Source organism: Gordonia sp. B8661-1 (assembly GCF_059427765.1).
Window position 1 is genome coordinate 132603 of sequence record NZ_JCAHRL010000008.1, and the last position, 25734, is coordinate 158336.

At 65.9% G+C, this 25734-nt stretch carries 24 protein-coding genes and 1 tRNA gene; 15 read left to right on the plus strand and 10 right to left on the minus strand.

Features of this window, described 5'->3' with window-relative positions; genetic code table 11:
• Genes phnK through phnG form a run of 5 tightly spaced genes read right to left on the minus strand, consistent with a single transcriptional unit; the run spans nt 1 to nt 3836 of the window.
• Nucleotides 1–780 carry a phosphonate C-P lyase system protein PhnK gene (gene phnK, locus AC4JJG_RS16825; RefSeq protein ID WP_495400397.1) on the minus strand — a complete coding sequence of 260 codons (780 nt, stop codon included), beginning with the start codon at nt 778–780 and terminating at the stop codon, nt 1–3.
• Entirely contained in the window at nt 777–1634 is an 858-nt protein-coding gene (locus tag AC4JJG_RS16830; RefSeq protein ID WP_495400398.1) for an alpha-D-ribose 1-methylphosphonate 5-phosphate C-P-lyase PhnJ, read from the minus strand. The genes phnK and AC4JJG_RS16830 overlap by 4 nt, the downstream gene beginning before the upstream one ends.
• Nucleotides 1631–2728, minus strand: a complete 1098-nt coding sequence (locus AC4JJG_RS16835; protein WP_495400399.1) for a carbon-phosphorus lyase complex subunit — start codon at nt 2726–2728, stop codon at nt 1631–1633. Before AC4JJG_RS16835 ends, AC4JJG_RS16830 begins: the two co-directional genes overlap by 4 nt.
• Nucleotides 2728–3336: a phosphonate C-P lyase system protein PhnH gene (phnH, locus tag AC4JJG_RS16840; protein ID WP_495400400.1), complete on the minus strand. Its 609-nt coding sequence runs from the start codon at nt 3334–3336 to the stop codon at nt 2728–2730. Before phnH ends, AC4JJG_RS16835 begins: the two co-directional genes overlap by 1 nt.
• Nucleotides 3333–3836 carry a phosphonate C-P lyase system protein PhnG gene (gene phnG / locus AC4JJG_RS16845; RefSeq protein ID WP_495400401.1) on the minus strand — a complete coding sequence of 168 codons (504 nt, stop codon included), beginning with the start codon at nt 3834–3836 and terminating at the stop codon, nt 3333–3335. Before phnG ends, phnH begins: the two co-directional genes overlap by 4 nt.
• Nucleotides 3837–4029: 193 nt before the next feature.
• Between phnG and phnF the strand changes: the two genes are divergently transcribed.
• On the plus strand, nt 4030–4758 hold the full coding sequence (gene phnF / locus AC4JJG_RS16850) for a phosphonate metabolism transcriptional regulator PhnF (protein ID WP_495400402.1): 729 nt from the start codon (nt 4030–4032) through the stop codon (nt 4756–4758).
• Nucleotides 4759–4781: 23 nt separating this feature from the next.
• Here the strand turns inward: phnF and AC4JJG_RS16855 are convergent, their stop codons facing one another.
• Genes AC4JJG_RS16855 through AC4JJG_RS16865 form a run of 3 tightly spaced genes read right to left on the minus strand, consistent with a single transcriptional unit; the run spans nt 4782 to nt 8248 of the window.
• Nucleotides 4782–6503 carry a PhnE/PtxC family ABC transporter permease gene (locus AC4JJG_RS16855; protein ID WP_495400403.1) on the minus strand — a complete coding sequence of 574 codons (1722 nt, stop codon included), beginning with the start codon at nt 6501–6503 and terminating at the stop codon, nt 4782–4784.
• Complete coding sequence (phnC, locus tag AC4JJG_RS16860) at nt 6503–7303, minus strand: phosphonate ABC transporter ATP-binding protein (RefSeq protein WP_495400404.1); 801 nt, start codon at nt 7301–7303, stop codon at nt 6503–6505. Before phnC ends, AC4JJG_RS16855 begins: the two co-directional genes overlap by 1 nt.
• A gap of 21 nt (nt 7304–7324) precedes the next feature.
• Nucleotides 7325–8248 (minus strand): phosphate/phosphite/phosphonate ABC transporter substrate-binding protein, encoded by a 924-nt coding sequence (locus tag AC4JJG_RS16865; protein WP_495400405.1) that lies wholly within the window; start codon nt 8246–8248, stop codon nt 7325–7327.
• Between the two features lie 344 nt (nt 8249–8592).
• Here AC4JJG_RS16865 and AC4JJG_RS16870 point away from each other — a divergent pair, with 344 nt between their 5' ends.
• Nucleotides 8593–8826 (plus strand): dodecin, encoded by a 234-nt coding sequence (locus tag AC4JJG_RS16870; protein ID WP_495400406.1) that lies wholly within the window; start codon nt 8593–8595, stop codon nt 8824–8826.
• A gap of 45 nt (nt 8827–8871) precedes the next feature.
• Here AC4JJG_RS16870 and AC4JJG_RS16875 read toward each other — a convergent pair whose 3' ends face one another.
• A complete protein-coding gene (locus AC4JJG_RS16875) occupies nt 8872–10287 on the minus strand; it encodes a phospholipase D-like domain-containing protein (protein WP_495400519.1) in 1416 nt (471 codons plus the stop codon).
• A gap of 609 nt (nt 10288–10896) precedes the next feature.
• Between AC4JJG_RS16875 and AC4JJG_RS16880 the strand changes: the two genes are divergently transcribed.
• The 10 genes from AC4JJG_RS16880 (at nt 10897) to AC4JJG_RS16925 (ending at nt 21666) form a co-directional block, all read left to right on the plus strand.
• Nucleotides 10897–10981 (plus strand) — tRNA-Leu (locus tag AC4JJG_RS16880).
• 162 nt (nt 10982–11143) lie between these two features.
• A complete protein-coding gene (locus tag AC4JJG_RS16885) occupies nt 11144–11737 on the plus strand; it encodes an ANTAR domain-containing response regulator (protein ID WP_495400407.1) in 594 nt (197 codons plus the stop codon).
• 183 nt (nt 11738–11920) lie between these two features.
• Nucleotides 11921–13153 (plus strand): branched-chain amino acid ABC transporter substrate-binding protein, encoded by a 1233-nt coding sequence (locus AC4JJG_RS16890; protein ID WP_495400408.1) that lies wholly within the window; start codon nt 11921–11923, stop codon nt 13151–13153.
• Between the two features lie 79 nt (nt 13154–13232).
• Nucleotides 13233–14276, plus strand: coding sequence for a branched-chain amino acid ABC transporter permease (locus AC4JJG_RS16895; protein ID WP_495400409.1), 1044 nt, complete (start codon nt 13233–13235; stop codon nt 14274–14276).
• Entirely contained in the window at nt 14273–15490 is a 1218-nt protein-coding gene (locus AC4JJG_RS16900; RefSeq protein ID WP_495400410.1) for a branched-chain amino acid ABC transporter permease, read from the plus strand. The genes AC4JJG_RS16895 and AC4JJG_RS16900 overlap by 4 nt, the downstream gene beginning before the upstream one ends.
• Nucleotides 15487–16449 (plus strand): ABC transporter ATP-binding protein, encoded by a 963-nt coding sequence (locus AC4JJG_RS16905; protein ID WP_495400411.1) that lies wholly within the window; start codon nt 15487–15489, stop codon nt 16447–16449. The genes AC4JJG_RS16900 and AC4JJG_RS16905 overlap by 4 nt, the downstream gene beginning before the upstream one ends.
• The gene (locus AC4JJG_RS16910; RefSeq protein WP_495400412.1) at nt 16439–17212 is read left to right on the plus strand and encodes an ABC transporter ATP-binding protein; all 774 of its coding nucleotides are present in this window, start codon (nt 16439–16441) and stop codon (nt 17210–17212) included. The genes AC4JJG_RS16905 and AC4JJG_RS16910 overlap by 11 nt, the downstream gene beginning before the upstream one ends.
• Before the next feature lie 36 nt (nt 17213–17248).
• Entirely contained in the window at nt 17249–17812 is a 564-nt protein-coding gene (locus tag AC4JJG_RS16915) for a GNAT family N-acetyltransferase (RefSeq protein WP_495400413.1), read from the plus strand.
• 117 nt (nt 17813–17929) lie between these two features.
• The gene (polA, locus tag AC4JJG_RS16920; RefSeq protein ID WP_495400520.1) at nt 17930–20611 is read left to right on the plus strand and encodes a DNA polymerase I; all 2682 of its coding nucleotides are present in this window, start codon (nt 17930–17932) and stop codon (nt 20609–20611) included.
• Entirely contained in the window at nt 20611–21666 is a 1056-nt protein-coding gene (locus AC4JJG_RS16925) for an isocitrate/isopropylmalate dehydrogenase family protein (RefSeq protein ID WP_495400521.1), read from the plus strand. Before polA ends, AC4JJG_RS16925 begins: the two co-directional genes overlap by 1 nt.
• 6 nt (nt 21667–21672) lie before the next feature.
• Here AC4JJG_RS16925 and AC4JJG_RS16930 read toward each other — a convergent pair whose 3' ends face one another.
• Nucleotides 21673–22878, minus strand: a complete 1206-nt coding sequence (locus tag AC4JJG_RS16930) for an MFS transporter (RefSeq protein WP_495400414.1) — start codon at nt 22876–22878, stop codon at nt 21673–21675.
• Between the two features lie 192 nt (nt 22879–23070).
• Here AC4JJG_RS16930 and AC4JJG_RS16935 point away from each other — a divergent pair, with 192 nt between their 5' ends.
• From AC4JJG_RS16935 to AC4JJG_RS16945, 3 genes are read left to right on the plus strand one after another with little or no spacing between them, the layout of a single operon-like run.
• The gene (locus AC4JJG_RS16935) at nt 23071–23982 is read left to right on the plus strand and encodes an ABC transporter substrate-binding protein (protein WP_495400415.1); all 912 of its coding nucleotides are present in this window, start codon (nt 23071–23073) and stop codon (nt 23980–23982) included.
• Nucleotides 23983–23986: 4 nt separating this feature from the next.
• On the plus strand, nt 23987–24919 hold the full coding sequence (locus AC4JJG_RS16940; protein WP_495400416.1) for an amino acid ABC transporter permease: 933 nt from the start codon (nt 23987–23989) through the stop codon (nt 24917–24919).
• A gap of 44 nt (nt 24920–24963) precedes the next feature.
• Nucleotides 24964–25716 (plus strand): amino acid ABC transporter ATP-binding protein, encoded by a 753-nt coding sequence (locus AC4JJG_RS16945; protein WP_495400522.1) that lies wholly within the window; start codon nt 24964–24966, stop codon nt 25714–25716.
• Nucleotides 25717–25734 lie beyond the last annotated feature (18 nt).

The following is a 25734-nucleotide window of genomic DNA, read 5'->3' on the forward strand; positions in this document are numbered from 1 at the left end:
TCATCCTTGGAGAATCGAGGAGACGAGCAGCTGGGTGTATGCGGCTCGCGGATCGTCGAGAACGCGGTCGGTGAGTCCGCTTTCGACCACGTGGCCGTCCTTCATGACGAGTGTGCGATGCGAGAGCAGCCGGGCCACCGCGAGGTCGTGGGTCACGATCACGACGGCGAGACCGAGATCGGTGACGAGGCCGCGGAGCAGATCGAGCAGCCGCGCCTGCACCGAGACGTCGAGCCCGCTGGTGGGTTCGTCCATGAAGACGAGCCGCGGTGAGACGACCAGGTTGCGTGCTATCTGCAGTCGCTGCCGCATGCCGCCCGAGAAGTCGACGGGCGCATCGTCGATGCGGTCGGCGGGGATCTCGACACGGTCGAGCCAGTCGCGTGCGACGTTGCGGATATCGCCGTAATGCCGCCAGCCCGTGGCCATCAACGGCTCGCCGATATTGGCCCCCGCGCTGACGTGCATGCGCAGGCCGTCGGCGGGATTCTGGTGGACGAATCCCCACTCGGTGCGCCACAGCCTGCGCACCTCGCTCTCGCTGAGTGACGCGAGGTCGACGGCCGCCGATGCGGCGGGACGGTAGCGGATGGTGCCCTCGGACAGGGACAGTCGCTGGGACAGCGTGCCGAGCAGCGTCGACTTGCCGGAACCCGATTCGCCGACGATGGCCAGGACCTCGCCGGGCCACAGATCGAAATCGACTGCCCGGCAACCGAAGCGGTCGCCATATCGGTGTGCCGCGCCGCGTACGTGCAGCAGCGGTTCGTCGTCGATCATGCGCTGACCTCCTCGGTCGTCGCTGCGGTGCGTTCGCAGTGGTCGGTGTCCGAGCACACGAACATCGCGGTGCCGGCGTCATCGGTGATGACTTCGTCGAGGTACACGCCGACGGAACCGCAGATGGCACACGGATCGTCGAATCGCTGGGGCTCGAAGTGATGGTCCTCGAAGCCCAGGCTCTCGACGGCGGTGAACGGCGGAACCGCGTAGATGCGCTTCTCCCGCCCCGCGCCGAACAACTGCAGTGCCGGGTTCATGTGCATCTTCGGATTATCGAAACTCGGAATCGGCGACGGGGACATCAGATACCGGTCGTTCACCAGAACCGGATAGTCGTACGTGGTCGCGATGTGTCCGAGCTGCGCGATGTCCTCGTAGAGCTTCACGTACATCAGTCCGTAGTCGGAAAGTGCGTGCATCTTCCGGGTTTCGGTCTCCCGGGGCTCCAGGAAGCGCAGGGGCTCCGGGATCGGCACCTGATAGACCATGATCTGCCCGGAGGCCAAGGGGGTCTCCGGGATTCGGTGCCGGGTCTGGATGACGGTTGCCTCGTCGGTGTGGGTGGTGGTGCGCACCTTCGCGACATCGGCGAAGAATCCGCGGATCGACACCGCGTTGGTGGTGTCGTCGGCGCCCTGGTCGATGACCTTCAGGACATCGTCGCCGCCGATGATGGCGGCGGTCACCTGCACCCCGCCGGTACCCCAGCCCCGCGGCATGGGCACCTCGCGGGACGCGAACGGCACCTGAAAGCCCGGAATCGCAACGGCTTTCAGCAGTGCGCGGCGGATCATCCGCTTGGTCTGCTCGTCGAGGTAGCCGACGTTGTACTCGATGGGATCGCGACTCATGATGCCTCCGTGCTCGCCGGGACGCGGCGGTGAAAGTCCTCGTGCAACTGGCGGACCAGGACCAGTTCTGCCTGGAAGTCCACGTAGTGCGGCAGCTTCAGGTGTTCGACGAATCCGGTGGCCGCGACGTTGTCCGCATGGCTGATGACGAATTCCTCGTCCTGGGCCGGTGCGATGATCCGCTCGCCGAATTCGTCGGCGCGCAATGCGCGGTCGACGAGGGACATCGACATCGCCTTGCGCTCACCGCGTCCGAACGACAGGCCGTACCCGCGGGTGAACTGTGCAGGGGTGTCGGAGTTGCCGGTGAACTGATTGATCATCTGGCATTCGGTGACCTCGATGCGGCCCAGCGGTACCGCGAATCCGAGCTCGGGAGCATCGAATTCGACCTCGACCTCACCGACGCGGATCTCCCCGGCGAACGGATGCGTCCGCCCGAAACCACGCTGTGTCGAGTAGCCCAGCGACAGCAGGAAACCCTCGTCCGCGCGCGCCAGTGCCTGCAGGCGGCCGGCCCGCGACATCGGGAAGGTGCTCGGATCGCGCGTGATGTCGAGCGGCTCCTCGTCGTTGTCCGGTCCGTTGTCGCGTCCTCCGCAGGGTTCGACGAGGTCGCCGGTGTCGAGAAGATCCGTGACCCGCGGCATGTCGACATCGGTGTCGTCGGAGCACGTGTGTTCGGGACCGTCGGTGCCCCGGTCGGTGAACAGTCGGTGCGTGTAGTCGAACGTCGCGCCGAGCTGCTGGCCGCCGGGCAGATCCTTGAACGTCGCCGACACGCGACGCTGCGGCGGCAGGTGTGCGGTGTCGACCGGGCGGGTGTACCCGAAGCGGGGAAGGGTGGTGCGGTACGAGCGCACCAGGGTGATCGCCTCGAGCACATCGCCCTGTGCCTGGACGATGGCTCGTGCCGCGAGTTCGGGGTCGTAGAGCGATCCTTCGGACATGACGCGCGCGACGAGCACGCCGAGTTGTCCGGCGATCTGCGCGGAGTCCAGGGCCGGGATGTCGGTGTTGCCCCGCCCCTCCTTGGCGAGCAGGGCATGCGCGTTCGCGATCGCCCGTTCTCCGCCCTTGACGGCGACGTACATCAGCGTGCCTCCTGGTCGAACCGGCTGGTGCGGGGGAGCGCGGTGACCTGGTCGTCGGTCACCATGACGATGTCCACTCCCCGCGGGAATCGTGTTGTGTTGCTGCGCCACTGGGCGTCGAAGCTCTCCCACGACGTGGGGATGTCGATCGTCGTCGAGGTCTCGATCCCGGGTCCCCGGATGACGAAACGGTCGACCGCGGCGTCGGACGGTACTGCGACGAGCACGGTGGCCGACAGGTGCGGTTCCTCGTCGGATCCCGGATCGAGCACCGTGAGAGGCGGTACCAGTGAGGGGTCGCCCGCGATGACGAACCGTGCGGCGCCGGCGTCATCGACCGTCCGGACACCGGTGTGGAAGGTGAGCCATGCCGACACCGTGGGATCGGCGACGAGCTCGGGATCGAGCCAGGCGGTGCAGTCGTCGTCGAGCAGTGTCAGTGACAGGGCGCCCAGACCCGCGCCGAGACGATGCGGTGCCTCGGGGGCGCCGCTCAGCGGAAAGGCCGTGCCGGGATTGGCCAGAGCGTCGAGGACGGCGCGGAAAACGGTCTGTGCGTCGCGGGTGGGATCGATGAATCCCGGTGCGGGAATACTTGTCTCGGTCATTCGTGCTCCCTGGCCACGGTGAAGAAGTCGACGAGTGTGCTGCGGGCATCCGCTCGCCGTGCCGAGTCCTCTTCGGCTGCCGTGCGATTCAGCGGCTCGATGAGTTCGGCCAGCACGCGCGGACGTTGTGCGTCGTCGGAGAGAAGGGCATCGAAACACGCGGCGGCATGCGCATGGTCCTCGTGGGTGCCGAGGATGTAGGCGGTGCCGACGGTGTCCGCGGTGAGGGGAGCGCCGTGCAGGCGCACGGTCGCGCGGGTCACCGTTGCCTCGCCCAAGTTGAAAGGTGCTCCGCCCGAATCGATCCGGGCGCGGACCATCACCAGTCCGGCTTCCGGCCCACGGATGTTCTGGACATCGGGCTTGGGTTCCCAGGCCTGCCAGGCGGCGGTCACGGTGGCGGGCGCGGCCGCGGCCAGGGTGCGCATCCAGGCCTGACGTGCCTCGATGTCGCTGCGTGACGGGGGGTCTGTGGTGACGCCGTCTGTCGTCACACTCATCGGTCCTCCGGGGGTGTCGGTAAGCGGTGGCTTCGCGTTGTCGTAGTTGTCTAGAACTCTAGACAACTACGACTCTACGCCTGGTCGAGCCGTGGGTGAGAATGGCGCGATGGCCGGATCGCGTCGCGGTGGTGAACAGTTCGCAAACCGTGCGATGCCGAGTGCAACCGGTAATATCCGCACCATCATGGTCATGCAGAGCAGATCCCCGAGCGGGTACTCGACCTGGCGTCTGATCGCCGAAGAACTGCGCCGCGACATCGTGGACGGCGCGCTGCCGCCCGGCACCCGACTGCCCTCGGAAGCGAAGCTGGCCAGCCGCTTCGCGGTGAACCGCAACACGGTACGGCAGGCGGTCGCCGCACTCGCCGCCGAAGACCTGCTGGTTGCCCGACGCGGCAGTGGCACATTCGTCGCCGAACACACGATGCTCGTCCACCGCATCGGTCTGCGTACCCGTCTCAGTGACAGCCTCGGCGAACGTGCGATCGGTGCGACGGGACGGCTCCTCGAGTCGGAGATCGCTCCTGCGCCCGAGTCGATCGCCGAACGACTCGGACTCGGTGATCGTGATGCTCTGCGCCTGGAGATCGTGCGTTCGGTCGACGGGCGTCCGATCTCGCGGAGCACCCATTGGTTCGACGCGGGCCGGGTGACCGGTCTCGCGCAGCGTTTCCGTGACGAGGGGTCGCTGACCCGTGCGCTGCGAGGTGAGGGTATCGACGACTATGTGCGCGCGAGTACGGTCGTCGGGGCCCGTCATGCCACCGCGGATGAGGTCGCCGATCTCGAATTGCTCGAGGGGGCAGTCGTTCTCGCGGTCCAGGGCATCGATACCCTGCCCGACGGGACACCTCTGCAGGTGGCCAACACGCGATTCGCCGCGGAACGGGTGGAACTCGACATCGATTCCGGACGCTGATCGGCGGGACGTCTCCGTGGCGATCATCGGAAGACCCGACGCAACCACGCGGCGAGTCCTTCCACGATCAGAACCGTTGCCACCAGCATGATCACGAGCGTGGTGACCTGGCCGTGCAGGGTGGAGAGCGTCGACGCGTTCATGAGGTAGAAGCCGATGCCGCTACCGCCCACGATGCCCAGGATGCTGGCCGCGCGGATGTTGGTGTCCACCAGGTACAGCGTGTTGCCGATGAGCGACGGCAGCGCCTGCGGCCACGTGGCCGCCGCGTACCGCTGTCCGGGAGCGGCGCCGCCGGCCGTCAGGGCGCGTTCCGGACCCGGTTGGACCTCTTCGCAGGAATCCGCGATCAGCTTGCCCAGCAAGCCGATACCGCCGAACGCGAGTGCTATGACCGCCGCCTGGTTGCCCAGTCCGGTGATCATGATGAGGAAGATCGCGAGCACCAGTTCCGGCACCCCGCGGAAGAGCACCAGGATGACGCGGAAGGTGTTGCGCACGCGGCCGTTCGGTGCGATGTTGCGGGCTGCCGGGGATCCCATGATCAGTGAGAACACCAGCGACAGGAGCGCCGCACCGAACGCCACCTGCACGGTGACGAGCAGGGCTTGGGCGAAGTCGCCGACGGTATGGTTGCCGACACTCGGTGGCCAGAAGCTCTGCACCGTCGGCCACAGGTAGCCCCATTTGACGTCCGAGAAGTCGATGCGAGCCATCCAGAAGCTGGCGACGACGAGAGCCACCGCACCGATTGTCCACGCGGCGTTACGGATTCGCCTGCGAGTCCACGGCCGCCGGGACATCGAGTCCACCGTCACCGCGATGCTCGCGGGTGTGGATCCCTTCCGGCCCGCGGGCCGATTCCGCGTCGCGGCGCGCACGATACGGTCCGCGAGACTGCCGCCCGCGGGATGAATGCCCAGCAGGTTGCGGCGGATCGTCGAGGAGATGATCTCCACGACCACGCACATCACGAAGATCACGATGGCGATGCCCAACCCGCGACCGTAGCCCTCGGGGAACTGTTCGAACGCCACCTTCATCGCATAACCGAGACCGCCGACGCCGGCGTAGCCGAGAATGACCGAGCCCCGCAGATTGATGTCGAAGCGGTGCAGGACGGTGGCGATCCAGGACGGCAGGACCTGGGGGACGACGCCGGACCAGAATTCCTGCGTCCGCGAACCGCCGGCCGCACGGATGGCCAGCCGGGGGCCGTCGTCGATCTGCTCGATGGCGTCGGCGAAGAGCTTGGAGATCATGCCGATCGAATGGATGCCGATGGCCAGGATGCCGGGAATGGGACTGCCGAGGACAAAGGCCAGTGAAAATGCAAGGGCAAGAACGACATCCGGTATCGAGCGGGTGATGACCCCGATCGCCCGGCCGATCCAGCGGAGCACGGGTGACGGGGTGGTGTTCGCCGCGGCCACCCAGGCCACCGGCACCGAGATGATCGCCGCAAGCAGCGTGCCGAGCAGGACGATCCCCAGCGTGAGGGTGATCAGATAGAACAACTCCCCGGCGGCGGGGAAGCTGATCGGATCCATGAGCGTGAACACCTTGCGGGCGTTGTCGACGCTCGTCAGAACGGTGCCCCAGGAGAATTCGAGACTGGCGAGGGAGTAGACGGAGAACGCCAGCATCGCGACGATCACGATCGTGCCCAGGGTTCGCTCGCGGCGGCGCGGCGGCCGTGCGGGAGCGGGAGCGGCGGGAGGTGGTGCCGTTTCGAGAACAGTCACTACACGGCGCTCCGGACGGGCAGATCGTATTCGGCCGTGACCGCGGTGTCCCGCCCGTACACGGCCATGACGGTCGACCGGTCGAGCGACGCCGTCGGCGCATCGAGGACCACCTCGCCCGCGCGCAATCCGACGATCCGGTCGGCCCAGCCGAGCGCGAGATCCACCTGGTGCAGGCTGCACACCACGGTCAGGCCGTTGTCCGCGGCGATCTCCCGGATCAGTGCCATGACCTGGGCGCTGGATTCCGGATCGAGGCTCGCAACGGGCTCGTCGGCCAGCAGGATCTCCGGATTCTGCATGAGTGCGCGGGCGATGGCGACGCGTTGCTGCTGACCTCCGGAGAGTTCGTCGGCGCGCGCATACGCCTTGTCCAGCAGTCCGACACGCTCGAGATGAGAGAGTGCCTGGACACGGAGGGACTTCGGGTACATCCAGAGCCCGAGGCGTGGGCCGCGCAGGCGGTTGAGGGCGCCGGTCAGCACATTCTCCAGCACGCTGAGCGGGCCGACCAGTTCGAATCTCTGGAAGATCATGCCGATGTTGCCGCGAAGGGAACGCAATTCCCTTGTGCGGCAAGCGGTCAGATTGCGTCCCAGTACCTCGACCGAGCCCGCGGTCGGGGTGTCGAGACCGTCGAGATGCCGAAGCAGTGTCGACTTGCCCGACCCCGACCGGCCGAGGAGAACGACGACCTCACCGCGGTCGACGGTCATGGTGACGTCGCGTAACGCCTGGGTGTCGCCGTAGGTCTTGTCGACTCCGGTGAGGGCGATGAGCGGTGAGGTCGTCGTCTGCATGGTGTTACCTCGTTTCCGGTATCAGGATGCGCACTTGGCCGCGGAGATGTTCTTGCACAGGTCGCTGATCGCCTTGAAGTACGACTTATCGACCTTCTGGACGCCGAAGTACCCCTTGGTGAATCCGTCGGTGATCGGCACCCCGGAGGCCTTCACCGCGTCGACGTCGGCGCCCTGGAGCACGCCGGACAACTTGGTCTTCACGTCGGCCGGCAGCGCGGCGGACACGGTGAACGGCCCACCGGGCACGTACTCCTTGTTGACCACCTTGACCTTGCCCGCCTTGACGGCCGGATCGGCGACGGTGTCCTCGGCGAAACCGACGTCGCACTGCTTGGTGGCGACGGCCTGCTCGGACTTGTCATGGCTGCCCGCGAAGTGCGGGGTGAAGTCCTTGAAGGTGGGTTGCCCGTTCGCGTCCTCACCGGTGGCGTTGACGTCGAGGCCCGCCTTGGACAGCGCGTAGAGACCGAACAGGAACCCGGAAGTCGAGTTGGGGTCGACGAAGCAGACGTTCTTGCCCTTGGCATCGGCGAGCGACTTGATCGGGGAATCAGCCGGGACGATGGCCTCCGAGTAATAGCCCGCGTCCTTGACGTCCGGAGAGGTCAGGGTGGCGGCGACGGGTTCGATCTCGGCCCCCTTGTTGACGGCCTTCACGTACTGCAGTCCACCCATGCTGCCGATGTCGGCCTTGCCCGCCACCAGTGCGGCGATGAGTGCGGTGTAGTCGCTGGTCGGGTAGTACTCGACCTTGTATCCGGTCTCCTTGGCGATGTAGTCCTGCAGAGGCTTCCAGTTGGAGTCGGAGCCGGCCTGGTCGGGAACCGCGGCGAAGACCAGGGTGCCGTCCGACTTCGCCCACCCGGAGGAGGCCGAACTGTCCGACGAACATCCGGTCAGGGTGCCCGCGGTCAGCAAAGCTGCCGCGGCCAGAGTGATCATGCTGGTGACGCGAGGGAGGCGCATGGGGTGCCTTTCGAGGCGTGTGGAATGCAATCGGCATGCGCGGTCGGCTGACCGCATGCGCCGGGAAAGGTGTTCGCTCGCAATGCGAATCACCCGTCGCCGGACACGAGGATCAGCGTCGGTGGGCGAGGTTAACGCCGAGCGGCCCGAGTTCATCGAGAAGATGAAGGGCCTCAGAATATGTCTACTTAACTAGACAGGTTGATCGCAGCGGGGCGGTGAGCGGGACCGCGCTATGCGCCGACTTGCCGCCCCGTGTGCACCCCGACTGGTAGACCGGAGTCAGGGCCGGGAATCGTCGAGAGAAAGAGGAGGCCGTCGTGGGAGACAACATCTATCGCGTCATCGAGGTCGTCGGATCGTCATCGGAGGGCACTGACGACGCGATTCGAAACGCCATCACACGAGCAGCGCAGACCGTCGCGAATCTCGACTGGTTCGAGGTCGTCGGCACCCGGGGACACATCGAGAACGGCGCCGTCGGGCACTATCAGGTCACGCTCAAGATCGGCTTCAAACTGGAGGATCCGGGCAAGTTCGTCAGCGAGGCGTAGAGGCGCGGTGCCAACGACCGGGGCCGTACCCCGGTCGTTGGTGAGTCAGCCGGCGACTCGGCGAACGATCGTGCGATAGATGCGTTCGAGGCGTGTCGCATCGGTGTTCTCGGGATCGACGAGATCGTTCTCCGCCAGCGCGGAGTCCTCGTCTTCGGTTGATTCCCTGTCGAATTCACGAAGCGTCGTCCCGGTGCCACGCAGTTCGTCGATGGCAGCGACCAGCGAGCCGTGCCGGGCGATGGCCGCATCGACCTGATCCTCGTCGACGTCGAGATGTTCGGCGAGCAGGCGTGTCCGGATCGCGAGGATCTTCGCGCCGAGTTCATCGTCGTCGTTCAGGGCCGCATCGAGAGTCACATCGCATTCCGTGTCGAAACCGAGGGAGCGGTTGTTCAGGTTCGACGAGCCGACCCGGAACAGGCGATCGTCGGCGATGAGGACCTTGGCGTGGACATAGATGGGTTCGTCGTCGGAGGTCACCGGGTAGTAGCAGCGGAAGCGGTCGTGTACGTCGGCCTCCCACAACATGCGCAGCAGTTTGTGGCGTGCCCCGTCCATTGCGCGACGTTCGATGTTGCCGTCCGCATGGCGGGGGATGACCACGACGATCTCCGGACCATCGGGTTCACGCAGCCTCTCGATGAGGGCTTCCGCGATCTGTCGGGCGGCCAGGTATTGGCTTTCGATGTAGAGCGTGTCACGAGCCGTGGCTATCGCGGCCAGGTACAGCTGCCGTATCTCGTCGATCTCCGCACGGTCCTTGTACTCGGGGATGGTTCGCGAGACCCCGACCTGACAGTCGGTGAACTGTGGTTCGAGGCCATCCGGCCAGACGCTGTCCGCTCCGGTGATCGCCGGCAGTCTTTTGCCGGTCGCCGCCTCCCAGCGATCGCGCGCGACCTCACCGAGCACGGCCGCTGCCGGCCCGTCGAGCGCCAGCGTCACATCGTGCCACGGTCCGTAGGATTCGCCGGTCGGTGTCACCCGAAACTCGTTGGAGGGCAGGTGTTCCGACGTGTCCCACCGGTCCACGGTCATGTCGATGCCGCCGCAGAAGGCGAAGGCGTCGTCGATCACCACGATCTTCTGGTGGTGCGCCGATGCGACCGGGTGTGCCGCGTCGATCCGGTAGTGGAGACGACGGCCGCTCAGCAGATCCTGGATGAACGGCGGCGCCATGCCGCGGGCGAGGCCGGTCAGCGCGCCGAGACTCCAACGGAGTACGAAGATCTCGAGATCCGGGCGCGTCTTGGTGAGATGCCGCAACAGATCCCCGAGCTGGTCGGGTGCGTCGGAGTCCGGATCGTCGTCCCGCGGATCGAGATTGATACGCGTGTCGAAATCCCAGCCGATGAGGATGATCCGTTGCCGCGCCTGCAACATGGCCGACCGCGCGTAGCGGAAGTAGTCGGCCGCATCGATGATGCAGGTCAGCTGGTCCGCCCTCGCCACCTCCATACAGGTTTCGCCCGGTCGAACCACTGCTTCGATCTCTGTCGCCACACTGCTCCCATGTCACTGAAGTCCTGCCTATTGCTAACAGTCTGACGCATGGACCGTGTCCGGTTTCAGGAGATTCCCTGTCGAGCCCGGACGGACCGAACGTGGCGGACTGATGCGTCGCTGGCGTCGGCGCAGCGGCGATCACCGGGTCGATGTCGAGCTCGCGGGCGGTCATCAGCATCCGGTCCAGAGCCCAAATTGAGACCCCGCGGCCGCGGTGCGATGGACGTACGCCGTAGCCGACATGCCGAAACCGTTGTCCGCGTGGCGAAGTGCGATTCCGCCCAGCATGCGGTCACCCTGTTCGATCCGTGTGGGTGCGACGCCATGAGCGCTCGGCCTCGAATCAGGTCGTCGATCGCATCGTTGACCTCCTCATCGCGGAGGTCGAGGCGACCATTCCGGTGGAGATTTACGGCGAACACGGCTGAGCGCCGCCGCCTGGACTACGTGATCGAACCGGCTCAGCCGTGACGATCGGCAGTCTGACGGCGGGCCGTCACAGGGTCGAGCAACCCGATCGCGCGATCCGGCAGCGCGACCCCGTACACTCTGTGAGGTCTGGGCCCCATGGTGGAATTGGCAGACACGCCGCACTCAAAATGCGGTGCCGAAAGGCGTGACGGTTCGAGTCCGTCTGGGGCTACCACATCTGGAAGTGGCGGCTGGTGATCGGCGCGTTCCGTGGTGCCGACAAACTCCTCCTCATGAGCCGCATGAGCGGACGTTTGCTCACGCAACCGGTACGCTGACGCAGCAGTGTGAAGGGTTCGTGCTGGTCACGGGCGAGTCGGTGAGGAGTGATGTGGCGATGTCGAGTGATGCGGCTGCGCGTCGGGTACTGGTGGCCGAGGACGATTCGCTGATCCGGATGGATCTGACCGAGATGCTCACCGAAGAGGGGTACGAGGTCGTCGGCGAGGCGCCGAACGGTCAGGTGGCCGTCGACCTCACCGAAGAACTGCGACCCGACCTGGTGATCATGGATGTGAAGATGCCGGTGCGCGACGGCATCGACGCTGCAACCGAGATCGCATCGAAGAAGCTCGCCCCGGTCGTCATGCTGACCGCGTTCAGTCAGCGGGAGTTCATCGAGAGGGCCCGGGATGCCGGCGCGATGGCCTATCTCGTGAAGCCGTTCACCAAGGCCGATCTGGTGCCCGCCATCGAGGTGGCGGTCAGCCGCTACACGGAGGTCGCGGCTCTGGAGAAGGAAGTCGAGACGATGGCCGACCGTCTCGAGACCCGCAAACTGGTGGAGCGCGCCAAGGGGCTTCTCATGGAGAAGCAGTCGCTGACCGAGCCCGAGGCGTTCAAGTGGATTCAGCGCGCGGCCATGGATCGGCGCACCACGATGAAGGCGGTCGCGGCGGTCGTCGTGGAGACGCTGTCGCCTCCCGCCTGACATCCGCGACGTTACGGGTGGGCGATCCCCGTTAATTCTGCGCAACAGCATTACCTGCATCGTGCACATTTGCTGCGAAACCTCCCGCGCCGTGCCCCGGTTCGGTCTAAGTTCTTCGTCAGGTCTCCTCAGCAGGCCTCTCGACGACTGTCGTCGGGTGGGGTGGAAGTCGGAGGTAACAGAATGCATCGTCGTATGACGACAGGTGCCCTCGCGGTGGCGATGACCGGTGTCCTCGTCCTATCCGCGTGTAGCGACAAATCCAGCGATTCCGGGTCCGGTTCCGATACCGGTGGCAACACCGCGGCGAACACCGGGCTCACCATTTCTCCTCTCGCACAGATCGATACGAAGGGCAACAAGGTCGAGTCGGCCAAGGAGTCCGACGCCGCCAGCCCGGCGGGTGACGGCAAGGCCAAGTGCGGCCCGACGACCATCGCGACCGCGGGCGCGCTCACCGGACCGGACGCCGCTCTGGGCATCAATATCCGCAACGGCGCACAGCTCGCCGTCGACCAGCACAACAAGGCCAATCCCGACTGCACGATCACCCTCAAGACCTTCGACACCGAAGGTGATCCCCAGAAGGCGACACAGGTCGCGCCGCAGATCGCCAACGACAAGAACATCGTCGGCCTGATCGGCCCGGCGTTCTCGGGCGAGACCAAGGCCACCGGCGGCATCTTCAATCAGGCCGGTCTGGTGTCCCTCACCGCATCGGCCACCAACCCGACCCTCACCGACAACGGATGGAAGACCTTCTTCCGCGGACTCGCCAACGACGACGTCCAGGGACCCGCGGTTGCCAATTACCTCACCGGAGGAATGGGCAAGAAGAAGGTCTGCGTCATCAAGGACGACACCGATTATGGTGTCGGACTGGGTAATGCGGTGTCCAAGAGCCTCGGGGCGTCATTGGACGAGAGCTGCTCGGGCGATGTCAAGAAGGGTGACCGCGACTTCTCCGCGATCATCTCGAAGGTGACCGCGGCTAAACCCGACGCGGTCTTCTTCGGCGGTTACTACGCGGAGGCCGCGCCGCTTGCGCAGCAGCTCAAGTCGGCGGGCTCCGAGGCCGTCTTCGTGTCCGGTGACGGCACCAACGATCCTCAGTTCGTCTCGCAGGCAGGCGATTCGGCGAAGGGCTCCATCCTGTCCTGCCCCTGTGGTCCGGCGCCGGACAAGTTCAAGGGTGAGTACGAGGCGGCGTTCAATCAGGCTCCCGGCGTCTATTCGGTGGAGGCCTACGACCTGGCGACCATCCTCATGAAGGGCATCGCCGAGGGGAAGCAGACGCGGCCCGAACTGCTCTCGTTCGTCAAGGGATACAAGGGACCCGGTCTCGCCCGCACCTACGAGTGGACCCCGACCGGTGAGCTGACCACATCGCTCATCTGGGTGTACGAGGTCAAGTAGCACCCGACGACAGTGCGCCCGGGCCCGGCCCGGGCGCACTGTTCTCTGCTCTCGTGGGAAGGCCGGCTGAAAGGCACGCATGATCGTGTACTCCCTCGCCGAGTCGACGACGGCGGTGGCTTCCACCATCGGGTTCGATCTCGGCGCGCTCACAGACGGTTTCTGGGGACTCACCGTCGAAGGTCTCGCATACGGTTCCATCTACGCGCTCGTCGCGGTCGGCTACACCCTCGTCTACGGGGTGCTGCGGCTCATCAACTTCGCGCATTCCGAGGTCTTCATGCTCGGCATGTTCGGTACGTATGTCGGCCTGCTCCTGTTGGGATTCGGACCGTCGGGCAACGCCTACAACGAAGGTCTGCTGATGACCGTCGTGTACCTGACTCTCGCCGCGCTGGTCGGCATGCTGGTGTCCGGTGGCGCGGCGGTCGGCCTCGAGTTCGTCGCCTATCGTCCCCTGCGCCGCCGGGGAGCGAAACCATTGGCGTTCCTCATCACCGCGATCGGAATGTCCTTCGCGCTCCAGCAATTCGTCCAGTACGTACTGCCCAAGGTGCCGAGCGACCCGACGCTGGGCGGCAACAGCGCGCAGCCGACGATCCGGCTCGTGCAGCCGGTCAAGCAGTTCGAGATCTTCGGCGCGCCGGTCACCAACGTCACCATCGTCATCATCGTGGCCGCGCTGATCCTCGCCATCGGTACCGACACGATGATCAACAAGACGCGCCTCGGACGCGGAATCCGCTCGGTGGCACAGGATCCGGATGCCGCACTGCTGATGGGTGTCTCCCGGGACCGCATCATCACGGTCACCTTCCTGATCGGTGGCCTTCTCGCGGGCGCCGCCGCGCTCCTGTACACGCTGCGCGTGCCGACGAACATCGTGTACTTCGGCGGCTTCATCCTCGGTATCAAGGCGTTCTGTGCGGCGGTCCTCGGCGGCATCGGCAACGTCCGGGGCGCACTGCTGGGCGGGCTGCTGCTGGGGGTGATGGAGAACTACGGTTCCGTGGTCTTCGGCAACCAGTGGAAGGATGTCGTCGCGTTCGCCCTGTTGATCCTCGTGCTGATGTTCCGCCCCACCGGAATCCTCGGTGAGAAACTCGGGAAGGCAAGGGTATGACCACATCACGACCCGCGATGCCGACCGGTCAGGACAGGCCGCGCCACGGTATCGGTGACGCCATCCGTACGTGGTGGGACGGGTTGCCGCGTGTGACGCAGTGGCTCGTCGGTGTACCGGCGATCGTCCTCCTCGCGTTGCTGCCGGTGATCAAGCCGCCGCTCATCACCACCACCGCAACGGATTTCGGCGTCGTCATGGCGACCTTCGCGATGACCGCCCTCATCGCGATCGGCCTGAACGTGGTGGTCGGGCAGACCGGCCTGCTCGATCTGGGCTACGTCGGTTTCTACGCGGTCGGCGCCTACGTCGTCGCCCTGCTCACCAGCCCGGCGAGTCCGTTGTGGGGATCGGAGGATCACGGGCTCTTCTCGGGACCGTGGGCATGGCTCGCGTGTGTTCCGCTCGCCATCGTCATCACCGGCATCACCGGTGTCATCCTCGGCACTCCGACGCTCCGCGTGCGCGGCGACTACCTCGCGATCGTCACGCTCGGATTCGGTGAGATCGTGCGACTGCTCGCCGACAATCTCACCGACATCACCAACGGGGCTTCCGGACTCCAGAACGTGCTGTTCCCCGAGGTCGGACGCTCGGACGCGCACCCCGACGGTGTGTTCTCCAATGCGAACAACAGCGGCGCGCTGAACTACGGCGTCTGGTGGTACTGGCTCGGCATCGTGCTGGTGATCCTGGTGCTGATCTTCGTCGGCAACCTGGAACGCAGTCGGGTCGGCCGCTCGTGGGTCGCCATTCGCGAGGACGAGGATGCCGCCGAGATCATGGGCGTGCCGACCTTCAAATACAAGCTCTGGGCGTTCGTGATCGGTGCGGGTATCGGCGGATTGTCCGGCGCCGTGTACGCCGGGCAGGTGCAATTCGTGGACCCGAAGGCATTCACCGTCATCAACTCGATGCTGTTCCTGTGTGCCGTCGTGCTCGGTGGTCAGGGCAACAAACTCGGCGTGATCGTCGGCGCGTTCATCATCGTGTATCTGCCGGCCCGCGTGCAGGGCATCGACGTCGGTGGAACGTCGCTCGGCGTGTACAAATACCTGTTCTTCGGAATCGCACTGGTGGTGCTGATGATCTTCCGGCCACAGGGACTCTTCCCGGCGCGTGCGCGGCTGATCACCTTCGGGCGACAGGTGTATGCGGCGGTCCGGCGCGCACCCGGATCGTCGGCGACACGTGGAGAGGAGGCCGGAGCATGAGCCGTCACCGTTCACCCGACGACCCCGGCATCCCGGAGGGCGCCGACGCACAGATGGCCGAGGCGATCGCCGATCCGGAGGCGACCGCCATCGTCGACCTCACCGCGATCGACCCGGAGCTGGCCGATCCGGAGGCCGTCGCCGAAGCCGTTGCACCGCAGCGTGATATCGCCACCGCCGAAGGTGACTCGCTGCTGAGCGTGGAGGGGTTGACCGTCGAGTTCGGCGGCCTGGCCGCCCTCGACGACGTGACCTTCGATATCCGGCGCGGCGAGATCCTCGGGTTGATCGGCCCGAACGGGGCGGGCAAGACCACCTGCTTCAACGCCATCACCGGCGTGTACCCGCCGACCCGGGGAACCGTGGTCTTCGACGGACAACCGCTGGGCCGCATCAAGAGGCATCAGATCACCCGGCGCGGCATCGCACGCACATTCCAGAACGTGCGCCTCTGGGGTGAGATGACCGCGCTCGAGAACGTCTGCGTCGGCACCGACGCCCGCCACCGGACGTCGGTCTTCGGTGCGGCGTTGCGCAGCAAGCGGCATTACCGCGAGGAGCGCGATGCCGTCGACCGCGGCATGGCGCTGCTGGAGTTCGTGGGCATCGGCCCCCGGGCAGCGGAGAAGGCATCGAACCTGCCCTACGGAGATCAGCGCCGACTCGAGATCGCCCGGGCGCTGGCGACCGAACCGAAGCTGCTGTGCCTCGACGAACCGGCGGCCGGATTCAATCCGAGCGAGAAATCGGCTCTGATGGCGTTGATCCAGAAGATCCGGGACGACGGCTACACCGTCCTGCTCATCGAGCACGATATGCGCCTCGTCATGGGCGTCACCGACCGTATCGTCGTCCTCGAGTTCGGCCGCAAAATCGCCGAGGGCACACCGCGCGAGGTCCGTGACAACCCGGCCGTGATCGCCGCCTACCTGGGGGTGCCCGACAGTGATGTTCAGTAACAAGAGATCCGGGCAGCCGGGTGACACCCCTCGGACCGACGGTGCGCCGATGCTGGAACTGCGCGACGTGGTGGTCCACTACGGGCGAATCCGTGCGCTGCACGGCATTTCACTCTCGGTGGCACCCGGCGAACTCGTCACCCTGTTGGGTGCGAACGGTGCGGGCAAATCGACCACGATGCGGGGGATCTCGGGTCTCGCCAAGCTCAGCGACGGCGACATCCTCTTCGAAGGTGAATCCATCAGTGGACTCGCGCCGTACGAACGCGTCAAACGAGGCATCATCCAGGTGCCCGAAGGCCGTCGTGTGTTCCCGGGGATGACCGTGCTCGAGAATCTGGACATGGGTTGCTACGGAAGGAAATTCGCGTCCAAATCGGAGTACGCCGAAGCGCTCGATCATGTCTTTGAACTGTTTCCCCGGCTGGCCGAACGCCGCAAACAGTACGGCGGCACCATGTCCGGTGGTGAACAACAGATGCTCGCGATCGGCCGCGCGCTGATGGCGCGGCCCCGGCTGCTGCTGCTCGACGAACCGTCGATGGGCCTGGCGCCCATGGTGATCCAGCAGATCTTCCGGATCATCGCGCAGATCAACGCCGAGGGAACGACGATCCTCCTGGTGGAGCAGAATGCCCAGCAGGCATTGAGCCGGTCGGATCGGGGATACATCCTCGAGACCGGTGCGATTACCAAGGAGGGTGCAGGGCCGGATCTGCTCGTCGATGATGCCGTACGCGAGGCCTACCTCGGCGTCGTGTGACGCCCGTACCCGTGTCGGCTGCGTACGCTGGGAGTCATGACGGGGATCAGCATTCAGTCCACTCGAGATCTCGACCTCGCGGCGTCCTTGCTGGCGCAGGCCTTCGCCGACGACCCCATGATCCGCTGGATGGTGTCCGACCCGGAGCGCGACGTGTTGTTCCACAAGACCGTCCTCCGGTGGACGCGCTCGGCGTCGGCGCCGCTCGACATCGCGGTCCGCGATGGCGAACCCGTCGGTGTGGCGACCTGGGAGCCGCCCGGCCACGAGGTCCCCGGCTGGTGGCAGCTCGCGTCGATCGGGGGATTCGTCCGGACCATGCGGCAGAACACGCGTCGCGGGGCCCAGGCCGAGGCGCTCCTGAAGAAGTACCGCACGGGACGACACTGGTATCTGGGCGAGGTCGGAGCGGTTGTGCGGGGTACCGGCGCCGGAACCGCACTGCTCCGTCACGGTCTGGAGCGCGTGGACGCCCCGGTGTTCCTGGAGAGCACCAAAGAGGTCAATCTGCCGCTGTACGAACGGTTCGGATTCGAGGTCATCGAGCCGGTACAACTCCCGGACGGTCCGACCGTGTGGCCCATGCGGCGGGACGGTTGACCGAGGTCCGCACCATCGCCGCCGCTGTCGGGGGCCGCAACTAGACTCGGGTGCGTGAGTCCCGCGACGAAGTCCAAGAAGACCGCTGGGTCGAAGTCCGACTCGAAACCGCTGCTGATGCTCCTCGACGGGCATTCGCTGGCGTACCGGGCGTTCTTCGCCCTGCCGGCGGAGAATTTCAAGACCGCGACCGGGCAGACCACCAACGCGGTGTACGGCTTCACGTCGATGCTCATCAACCTGCTGCGCGATGAGCAGCCCACGCATATCGCGGCGGCCTTCGACGTGTCCCGGAAGACGTTCCGCTCCGAGATGTACCCGGAGTACAAGGCGCAGCGTTCGAAGTCGCCCGACGAATTCAACGGGCAGGTCGACCTCACCAAGGACGTGCTCGATGCCATGGGCATCCCGGTCATGGCGATCGAAGGCTACGAGGCCGACGACATCATCGCGACGCTGGCGACGCAGGCCGAGGAACAGGGCTTCCAGGTCGTGGTCGTCACGGGCGACCGTGACTCACTGCAGTTGGTGAATGAGTTCGTCACGGTTCTGTACCCGAAGAAGGGCGTGTCCGAACTGACCCGATTCACCCCCGAGGAGGTGGAGAAGAAGTACGGTCTGACACCCACTCAGTACCCGGACTACGCGGCGCTGCGCGGCGACCCCAGCGACAATCTGCCGGGCATCCCGGGAGTCGGTGAGAAGACGGCGTCCAAGTGGATTCGCGAGTACGGTTCGCTGTCGTCGCTGGTGGATCATGTCGACGAGGTGAAGGGCAAGGTGGGTGACGCCCTGCGCGCCAATCTGGCGTCGGTCCAGACCAACCGGCAACTGACCGAACTCGTCCGCGACATGGAGTTGCCCGCCGGGCCCGATCAGCTCGCGCTCGTCGGCTGGGACCGTGACCGCATCCACCAGCTGTTCGACGACCTGGAATTCCGGGTTCTGCGCGATCGGCTGTTCTCCACCCTGACTTCCGTTGAGCCGGAAGCGGAATCGGGCTTCGATCTCGATGGGACGGTGCTCGAGCCGGGTGCGCTGCGGGCCTGGCTCGCAGACCACACCGCGACCGGTCGCAGCGGACTGGCCGTCACGTCGGAGCAGTCGGTCGTGCACGCCGACGCGACCGGCGTCGCGATCGCGGCCGCCGACGGGACCGCCGCCTATCTCGACGTCGCGACGCTCACCCCCGACGACGAACTCGCATTCGGTGAATGGCTGGCGGACACCGACCGGCCGAAGGCGTTGCACGAGGCGAAGTGGGGGATTCACGCGCTGCGGGCGCGTGGCTGGACCCTGACCGGGATCACCAGCGACACCTCGTTGGCCGCGTACCTCGTGCGCCCCGGCCAGCGCAGCTTCAATCTCGACGATCTGGCCCTGCGGTATCTGCGGCGTGAACTGCGTGCCGACGACGCACCCGACGACGGTCAGATGTCGCTGCTCGACGAGGATCAGGGCGACGCCAAGCACGCCGAACAGCAGATGCTGGAGGCCATCGCAGTCGCCGAACTCGCGGACGTGCTGGACACGGAGCTCGACCGTATCGACTCGCGGTCGCTGCTCACCGACATGGAGCTGCCCCTGGCATTCGTGCTCGCCGAACTCGAGACCGCGGGCATCGCGGTCGACGTCGACCACTTCGAAACGTTGGAAAGTGACTTCTCCCAACGGATTCGGACGGCAGCGGAGGCCGCGTACGAGGTCATCGGCGAACAGATCAACCTGGGATCGCCTAAGCAGTTGCAAGCCGTGCTGTTCGACAAACTCGACATGCCGAAGACCAAGAAGACCAAAACCGGCTACACCACCGATGCGGACGCGCTGCAGGCCCTCTACGAGAAGACCGAGCATCCCTTCCTGGCTCACCTGCTCGAACATCGGGACGCCACCCGCCTCAAGGTGACGGTCGACGGGCTGCTGAAGTCGGTCGCCGACGACGGTCGCGTGCACACCACCTTCAACCAGACCGTCGCCGCGACCGGCCGGCTGTCGTCGACCGAACCGAATCTGCAGAACATCCCGGTGCGCACCGAAGCGGGTCGTCGTATCCGCCACGGATTCGTGGTGGGTCCCGGCGCCGACGCCGCCGGGCGTGATCGGGATTGTCTGATGACCGCGGACTACAGCCAGATCGAGATGCGGATCATGGCGCACCTCTCGGAGGACGCCGGACTCATCGAGGCCTTCAACACGGGCGAAGACCTGCACAATTTCGTCGGCGCACGAGCCTTCGGGGTGCCGATCGACGCCGTCACCGTCGAGATGCGGCATCGGGTGAAGGCGATGTCGTACGGACTGGCCTACGGATTGAGCGCATTCGGTCTCGCCGCCCAGCTCAAGATCAGCCGCGACGAGGCGAAGGAGCAGATGGAGGCGTACTTCGCCCGGTTCGGCGGGGTTCGCGACTATCTCCATGACGTGGTCGTCGAGGCCCGCCGCAACGAGTACACCGCGACGCTGTTCGGTCGTCGGCGGTACCTGCCGGATCTGAACAGCGACAATTGGCAGCGCCGCCAGTCGGCCGAGCGGATGGCGCTCAATGCACCCATCCAGGGGACCGCCGCCGACATCATCAAGGTGGCGATGATCAACGTGCAGAAGCGGCTGGCGGACGAGGAATTGTCGTCGCGCATGCTGTTGCAGGTGCATGACGAACTGGTCGTCGAGGTGTCCGCCGGCGAGCGGGACGCAGTCGAGCGTCTGGTACGCGAGGAAATGGGCAGTGCCATCGAATTGTCGGTGCCGCTGGAGGTTTCGGTCGGATTCGGCCGCTCGTGGGACGAGGCCGCGCACTGATGCTGCGCATCGGCGTGCTGCCCGGCGACGGCATCGGCCCCGAGATCGTGCCCGCGGCGACGGACATCGTCGATGCCGCGGCCGCCGCCGAGGGACTGGACATCGAATGGGTTGAGCTGCCGTTCGGTCGTGCCGCCATCGACTCCCACGGCGATCCGGTGCCGGAGGCGACGCTGTCGGCCCTCGACGAACTCGATCTGTGGTTGCTGGGGCCGCATGATTCGGCCGGTTATCCCGAAGCCCATCGCGAGCGTACGCCGGGCGCGGTCATCCGGAAGCGTTTCGATCTGTTCGCGAATCTGCGTCCGGCCACCGGCTATCCGGGTGTCCGTGCGACCGCGCCGGACATCGACGTCCTGATCGTCCGTGAGAACACCGAGGGGCTCTATGCCGATCGCAACATGGCGGTCGGCAGCGGAGAGATGATGCCCACGCCCGATATCGCCCTCGCCGTCGGAGTGATCACCCGGGCGGCCACCGAACGCATCGCCCGGATCGCGTGTGCCGCGGCGCGGGAACGACGCGGACACCTCACCATCGTGCACAAGGCCAACGTCCTGCGCCTGACCACCGGACTGTTCCGGGACGTATGTCGCGAAGTGGCAACGGAATTCGGCGACATCCGGGTCGATGAACAGCATGTGGATGCCATGGCGGCGCATCTGGTGCGCAGACCCACCGACTTCGACGTGATCGTCGCGGAGAACCTCTTCGGCGACATCCTCTCGGATCTCGCGGGCGAACTCGCCGGTTCCCTCGGCATCGCCGGGTCGGTCAACGCGTCGGATACCAAGGTCATGGCGCAGGCCGCACACGGCGCCGCACCCGACATCGCGGGCCAGGGACTGGCGAATCCGGTGGGGATGATCTCGTCGGCCGCGATGGCGCTGCGCCGCCACGGTTCGGTCGCCGCCGATGGCACGATCGTCGCGGTGGCGGGCCGGATCGAAGCGGCGGTGGCCGACACGCTGGCGTCCTCGGTCGCCACCCCGGACCTGGGCGGCACCGCGACGACCCGAGAATTCACCGATGCGGTGGTGCGGCGCCTGACGTAGTGCGTGTCACCGGGGCCTCGTGGCACGCAGCATCGCCGTCGTGGCGGCCGTGACCGTCACCAGCACGATCATCGAGAAGACGATCAGCACCGAGGGGACCGTGAACCAGGTCAGGGCGATGCCGACGCTGATGACGGGGACGGTGAGTCCGAAGTAGGCGGCAAGGAACATCCCGGCGATCGTTTCGCCGCGGTGTGCCGGGTCAGCGATCGCGCCCGCCGTGCCGATGGCGGAACTGAAGACCAGTCCCACGCCGCTACCGGCGATGACGGCGGCGGACAGGAACAACGCCAGTGACAGTGTGGCACCGGCAACCGCCAGGACGATCAGTCCGGCCACCATCGCCGCGAGACCGTAGGCGACCTTGTGACGCAAGGATATTCGTGCGAGCAGCAGCTGTGACGTCGCGCTCGCGCCCATCATGCCGAACACGATGACGCCCACCAGGAACGAGGAGGACACCTCCAGGGTGCCGCCGACGAAGGTACCGGCGAGCGACGTGAAGAAACCCATGACGGAGAACGCGCCGGCAGCCGCGATCCCCGCGGCCGCGAACGTCCGGCGATGGTGCGCCTCCACCCGCACGCGTTGCGGACGGTAGACGAAGGGACGATCATGCGCGGGAACGGTTTCCGGCAGGCGTACCACGATGACGCCCACCGCGAGCAGTAAGCCGAGGAAGACGACGAAGGTCGACGTCAGCGGGTCCGGTGCCCACTGTGTGAAGATGCCGCCGACCAGTGGGCCGAGTGCCAGTCCGCCCAGGTTCACCGCGCTGGCGACGGTGGAGGCGAGGACGGGCGACTCGTCCGGCTCCGCCGCTGCCCGCAACTCGAGCAGCGCGGCGGTGGCCGTCGAGGTCACCGCACCGATCCCGTACCCGCACAGGAACCGCGCGATGAGCAGCGCGGCAACATCTTTGGAGAAGATGAAGATGAGCGCGCTGATCACTTCGACGACGATCGCGGTGAGCAGTACGTTGCGACGTCCGAAATGATCGGACAGATGACCGACCAGGTACAGGCCCGCCATCACACCGAGGCCGTAGGCCGCGAAGATCACCGTGATCATCGACGTCGGGAACCCGTCGATCTCCTGATACAGCGGATACATCGTCGTCGGGACGGTGGTGAAGGACATCAGGACGGCGAATCCGGCCGCGAGTGACCAGAAGTCGCGGCGACGGACGGTGACGCTCGCGGAAACACCCATGGGGACATGGTCGTCCATCGCCGGAGGACACGCGACAGAGGGGAGTGTGCGTCGTCGGCGGGCAGCCGGACGGTTAATCTCTGGTAACCGGTCAGTCCGCGGGTTCACGAACCAGTAAAGTTCGAATCCATGCGGCGTGGGCCGCCCGTCGTATCGCATATGCGGTCGGCGTCACGAACAGATGAGGTTGTCATGCGCTTACTGCGACCGTCCCGGATCGGTGCTGCGATCACCGCACTCGCCGCGGTGTCCGCGCTCGCGTTGTCGGGCTGCTCCAACGAGGACACCGAAGCCGGCGTCACCGATATCAGCCCGACCACGGTCGAAGTCGCCAAGGTGTCCGAGATCGCCGGGCTGGTGCCCGCGCCGATCCGCGACTCGGGAAAGCTGATCGTCGGCGTCAACGTGCCGTATCAGCCGAATGAGTTCAAGGACAAGGACGGCAAGATCATCGGTTTCGACGTCGACCTGATGAATGCCATCGGCCAGGTGCTGGGGCTGCAGCCGGAGTACAAGGAAGCCGACTTCGACAAGATCATCCCGGCCATCCAGCAGGGCACCTACAACGTCGGCATGTCGTCGTTCACCGACAGCAAGGAACGCGAGAAGCAGGTCGACTTCGTCACGTATTACAGCGCGGGTGTCCAGTGGGCGCAGCGCACCGGCGAATCGATCGACCCGAACAACGCCTGCGGCAAGCGGGTGGCCGTGCAGGCGACCACCGTCGAGGACACCGATGAGGTGCCCGCGAAGAGCAAGGCGTGCGAGGCGGCGGGCAAACCGGCCATCGAGAAGATGAAGTTCGACAGCCAGGACGAGGCCGTCAATGCGCTGATCGTCGGCAAAGTCGATGCCATGTCGGCGGATTCGCCGGTGACGGCCTACGCGATCAAGCGTTCGGGCGGCAAGCTCGAGCCGGCAGGCGGCGTCTTCGACTCCGCGCCGTACGGCTACCCGGTGCAGAAGGGTTCCCCGCTCGCCGAGGCGCTGCGGCAGGCGGTTCAGCACCTCATCGACAACGGTCAGTACAAGGCCATCGCAGAACACTGGGGCGTCGCGCAGGGCACGATTCCCAACGCCGTGATCAACGGTGCGACCAGCTGACATCGTGAGTGACGATCACCGGCAGGACGGACCCGCCCCGATCAAGGCGATCCCGCTGCGCCACCCCGGTCAATGGATCGCGGCGGCCGTCGTACTCATCATCCTGGCGCTCTTCGTGTGGGGTGCCGCCACCAATGAGGCGTACCGGTGGGACACCTACGCCAAGTACCTGTTCGACACCCGCATCCTGTCCGGGGTCGGGTACACGCTGGCGCTGACGGTCCTGGCGATGCTGATCGCCATCGTCCTCGGCGTGATCCTCGCGGTGATGCGGCTGTCGCCGAATCCGGTGCTCCGCTACACGTCATGGGGCTATCTGTGGATCTTCCGCGGTACGCCGGTCTACGTGCAGTTGGTGTTCTGGGGACTGTTCCCGTCCATCTACAAGAAGATCGACCTCGGCATCCCGTTCACCGTGCAGTTCGCGCATTTCGACATCCAGTCGCTCAATGCCGCATTCCTGTTCGCGGTGATCGGCCTGGGCCTCAACGAGGCGGCGTACATGGCCGAGATCGTCCGCGCCGGTGTCTCGTCGGTGGGCGAAGGCCAGACCGAGGCATCGGTGGCACTGGGCATGTCCTGGTCGCAGACGATGCGCCGCACCGTGCTGCCGCAGGCCATGCGGGTGATCATCCCGCCGACCGGCAACGAACTGATCAGCATGCTCAAGACCACCAGCCTGGTGGCGGCGGTGCCGTTCAGTCTGGAGCTCTACGGCCGAGCCCGTGACATCTCGGGCGTGAACTTCCAGCCGATCCCGCTGCTGATGGTCGCGTCCACCTGGTATCTGGTGATCACCAGCGTGCTGATGGTGGGCCAGTATTACCTCGAGCGTTACTACTCCAAGGGGGCGAGCCGCCAGATGACGGCACGGCAGTTGAAGGCCCTCGCCGACGCGCAGGGCAAGGCGGCGCCGCCGGCGGGAGGTGTGGCGTGAGCGATCCGATCGAGAACCCGGACGCAAACGGTGCGGGACCGTTGATGGTCAAGGCCGACCGCGTGTGCAAGAACTTCGGTTCCCTCGAGGTGCTCAAAGGCATCTCGCTGGAGGTGCCGCGCGGCGAGGTGCTGTGTCTGATCGGGCCGTCCGGCTCCGGCAAGTCGACCTTCCTCCGGTGCGTGAATCACCTCGAGAAGGTCAACGCGGGTCGCCTCTACGTCGACGGCGACCTCATCGGTTACCGCGAGCGGGGCGGCAAGCTGTACGAGATGAGTCCGAAGGACGCGTCGCGTCAGCGGCGGGACATCGGGATGGTGTTCCAGCATTTCAATCTCTTCCCGCATCGCACCGCACTGGAGAACGTCATCGAGGCACCGATCCAGGTGAAGAAGCAGAGCCGGGACGCCGCGGTCGCGCGTGGCCGCGAACTCCTCGACCGAGTTGGTCTGGCCGACAAGGCCGACACCTATCCGGCCCAGTTGTCCGGCGGCCAGCAGCAGCGCGTCGCGATCGCGCGGGCGCTGGCCATGGACCCGAAGCTCATGCTCTTCGACGAGCCGACATCGGCGCTTGACCCGGAGCTGGTCGGTGAGGTGCTCGGCGTGATGCGGGAACTCGCGAGCAGCGGGATGACGATGCTCGTCGTCACCCACGAGATGGGTTTCGCCCGTGAGGTCGCCGATCAGCTGGTCTTCATGGACGGCGGGGTGGTCGTCGAGCAGGGCGACCCGCGCGAGGTGCTGAGCAATCCGCAGCACGAGCGGACGCAGGGATTCCTCTCGAAACTGCTGTGACGCAACAGGTCTCGATAC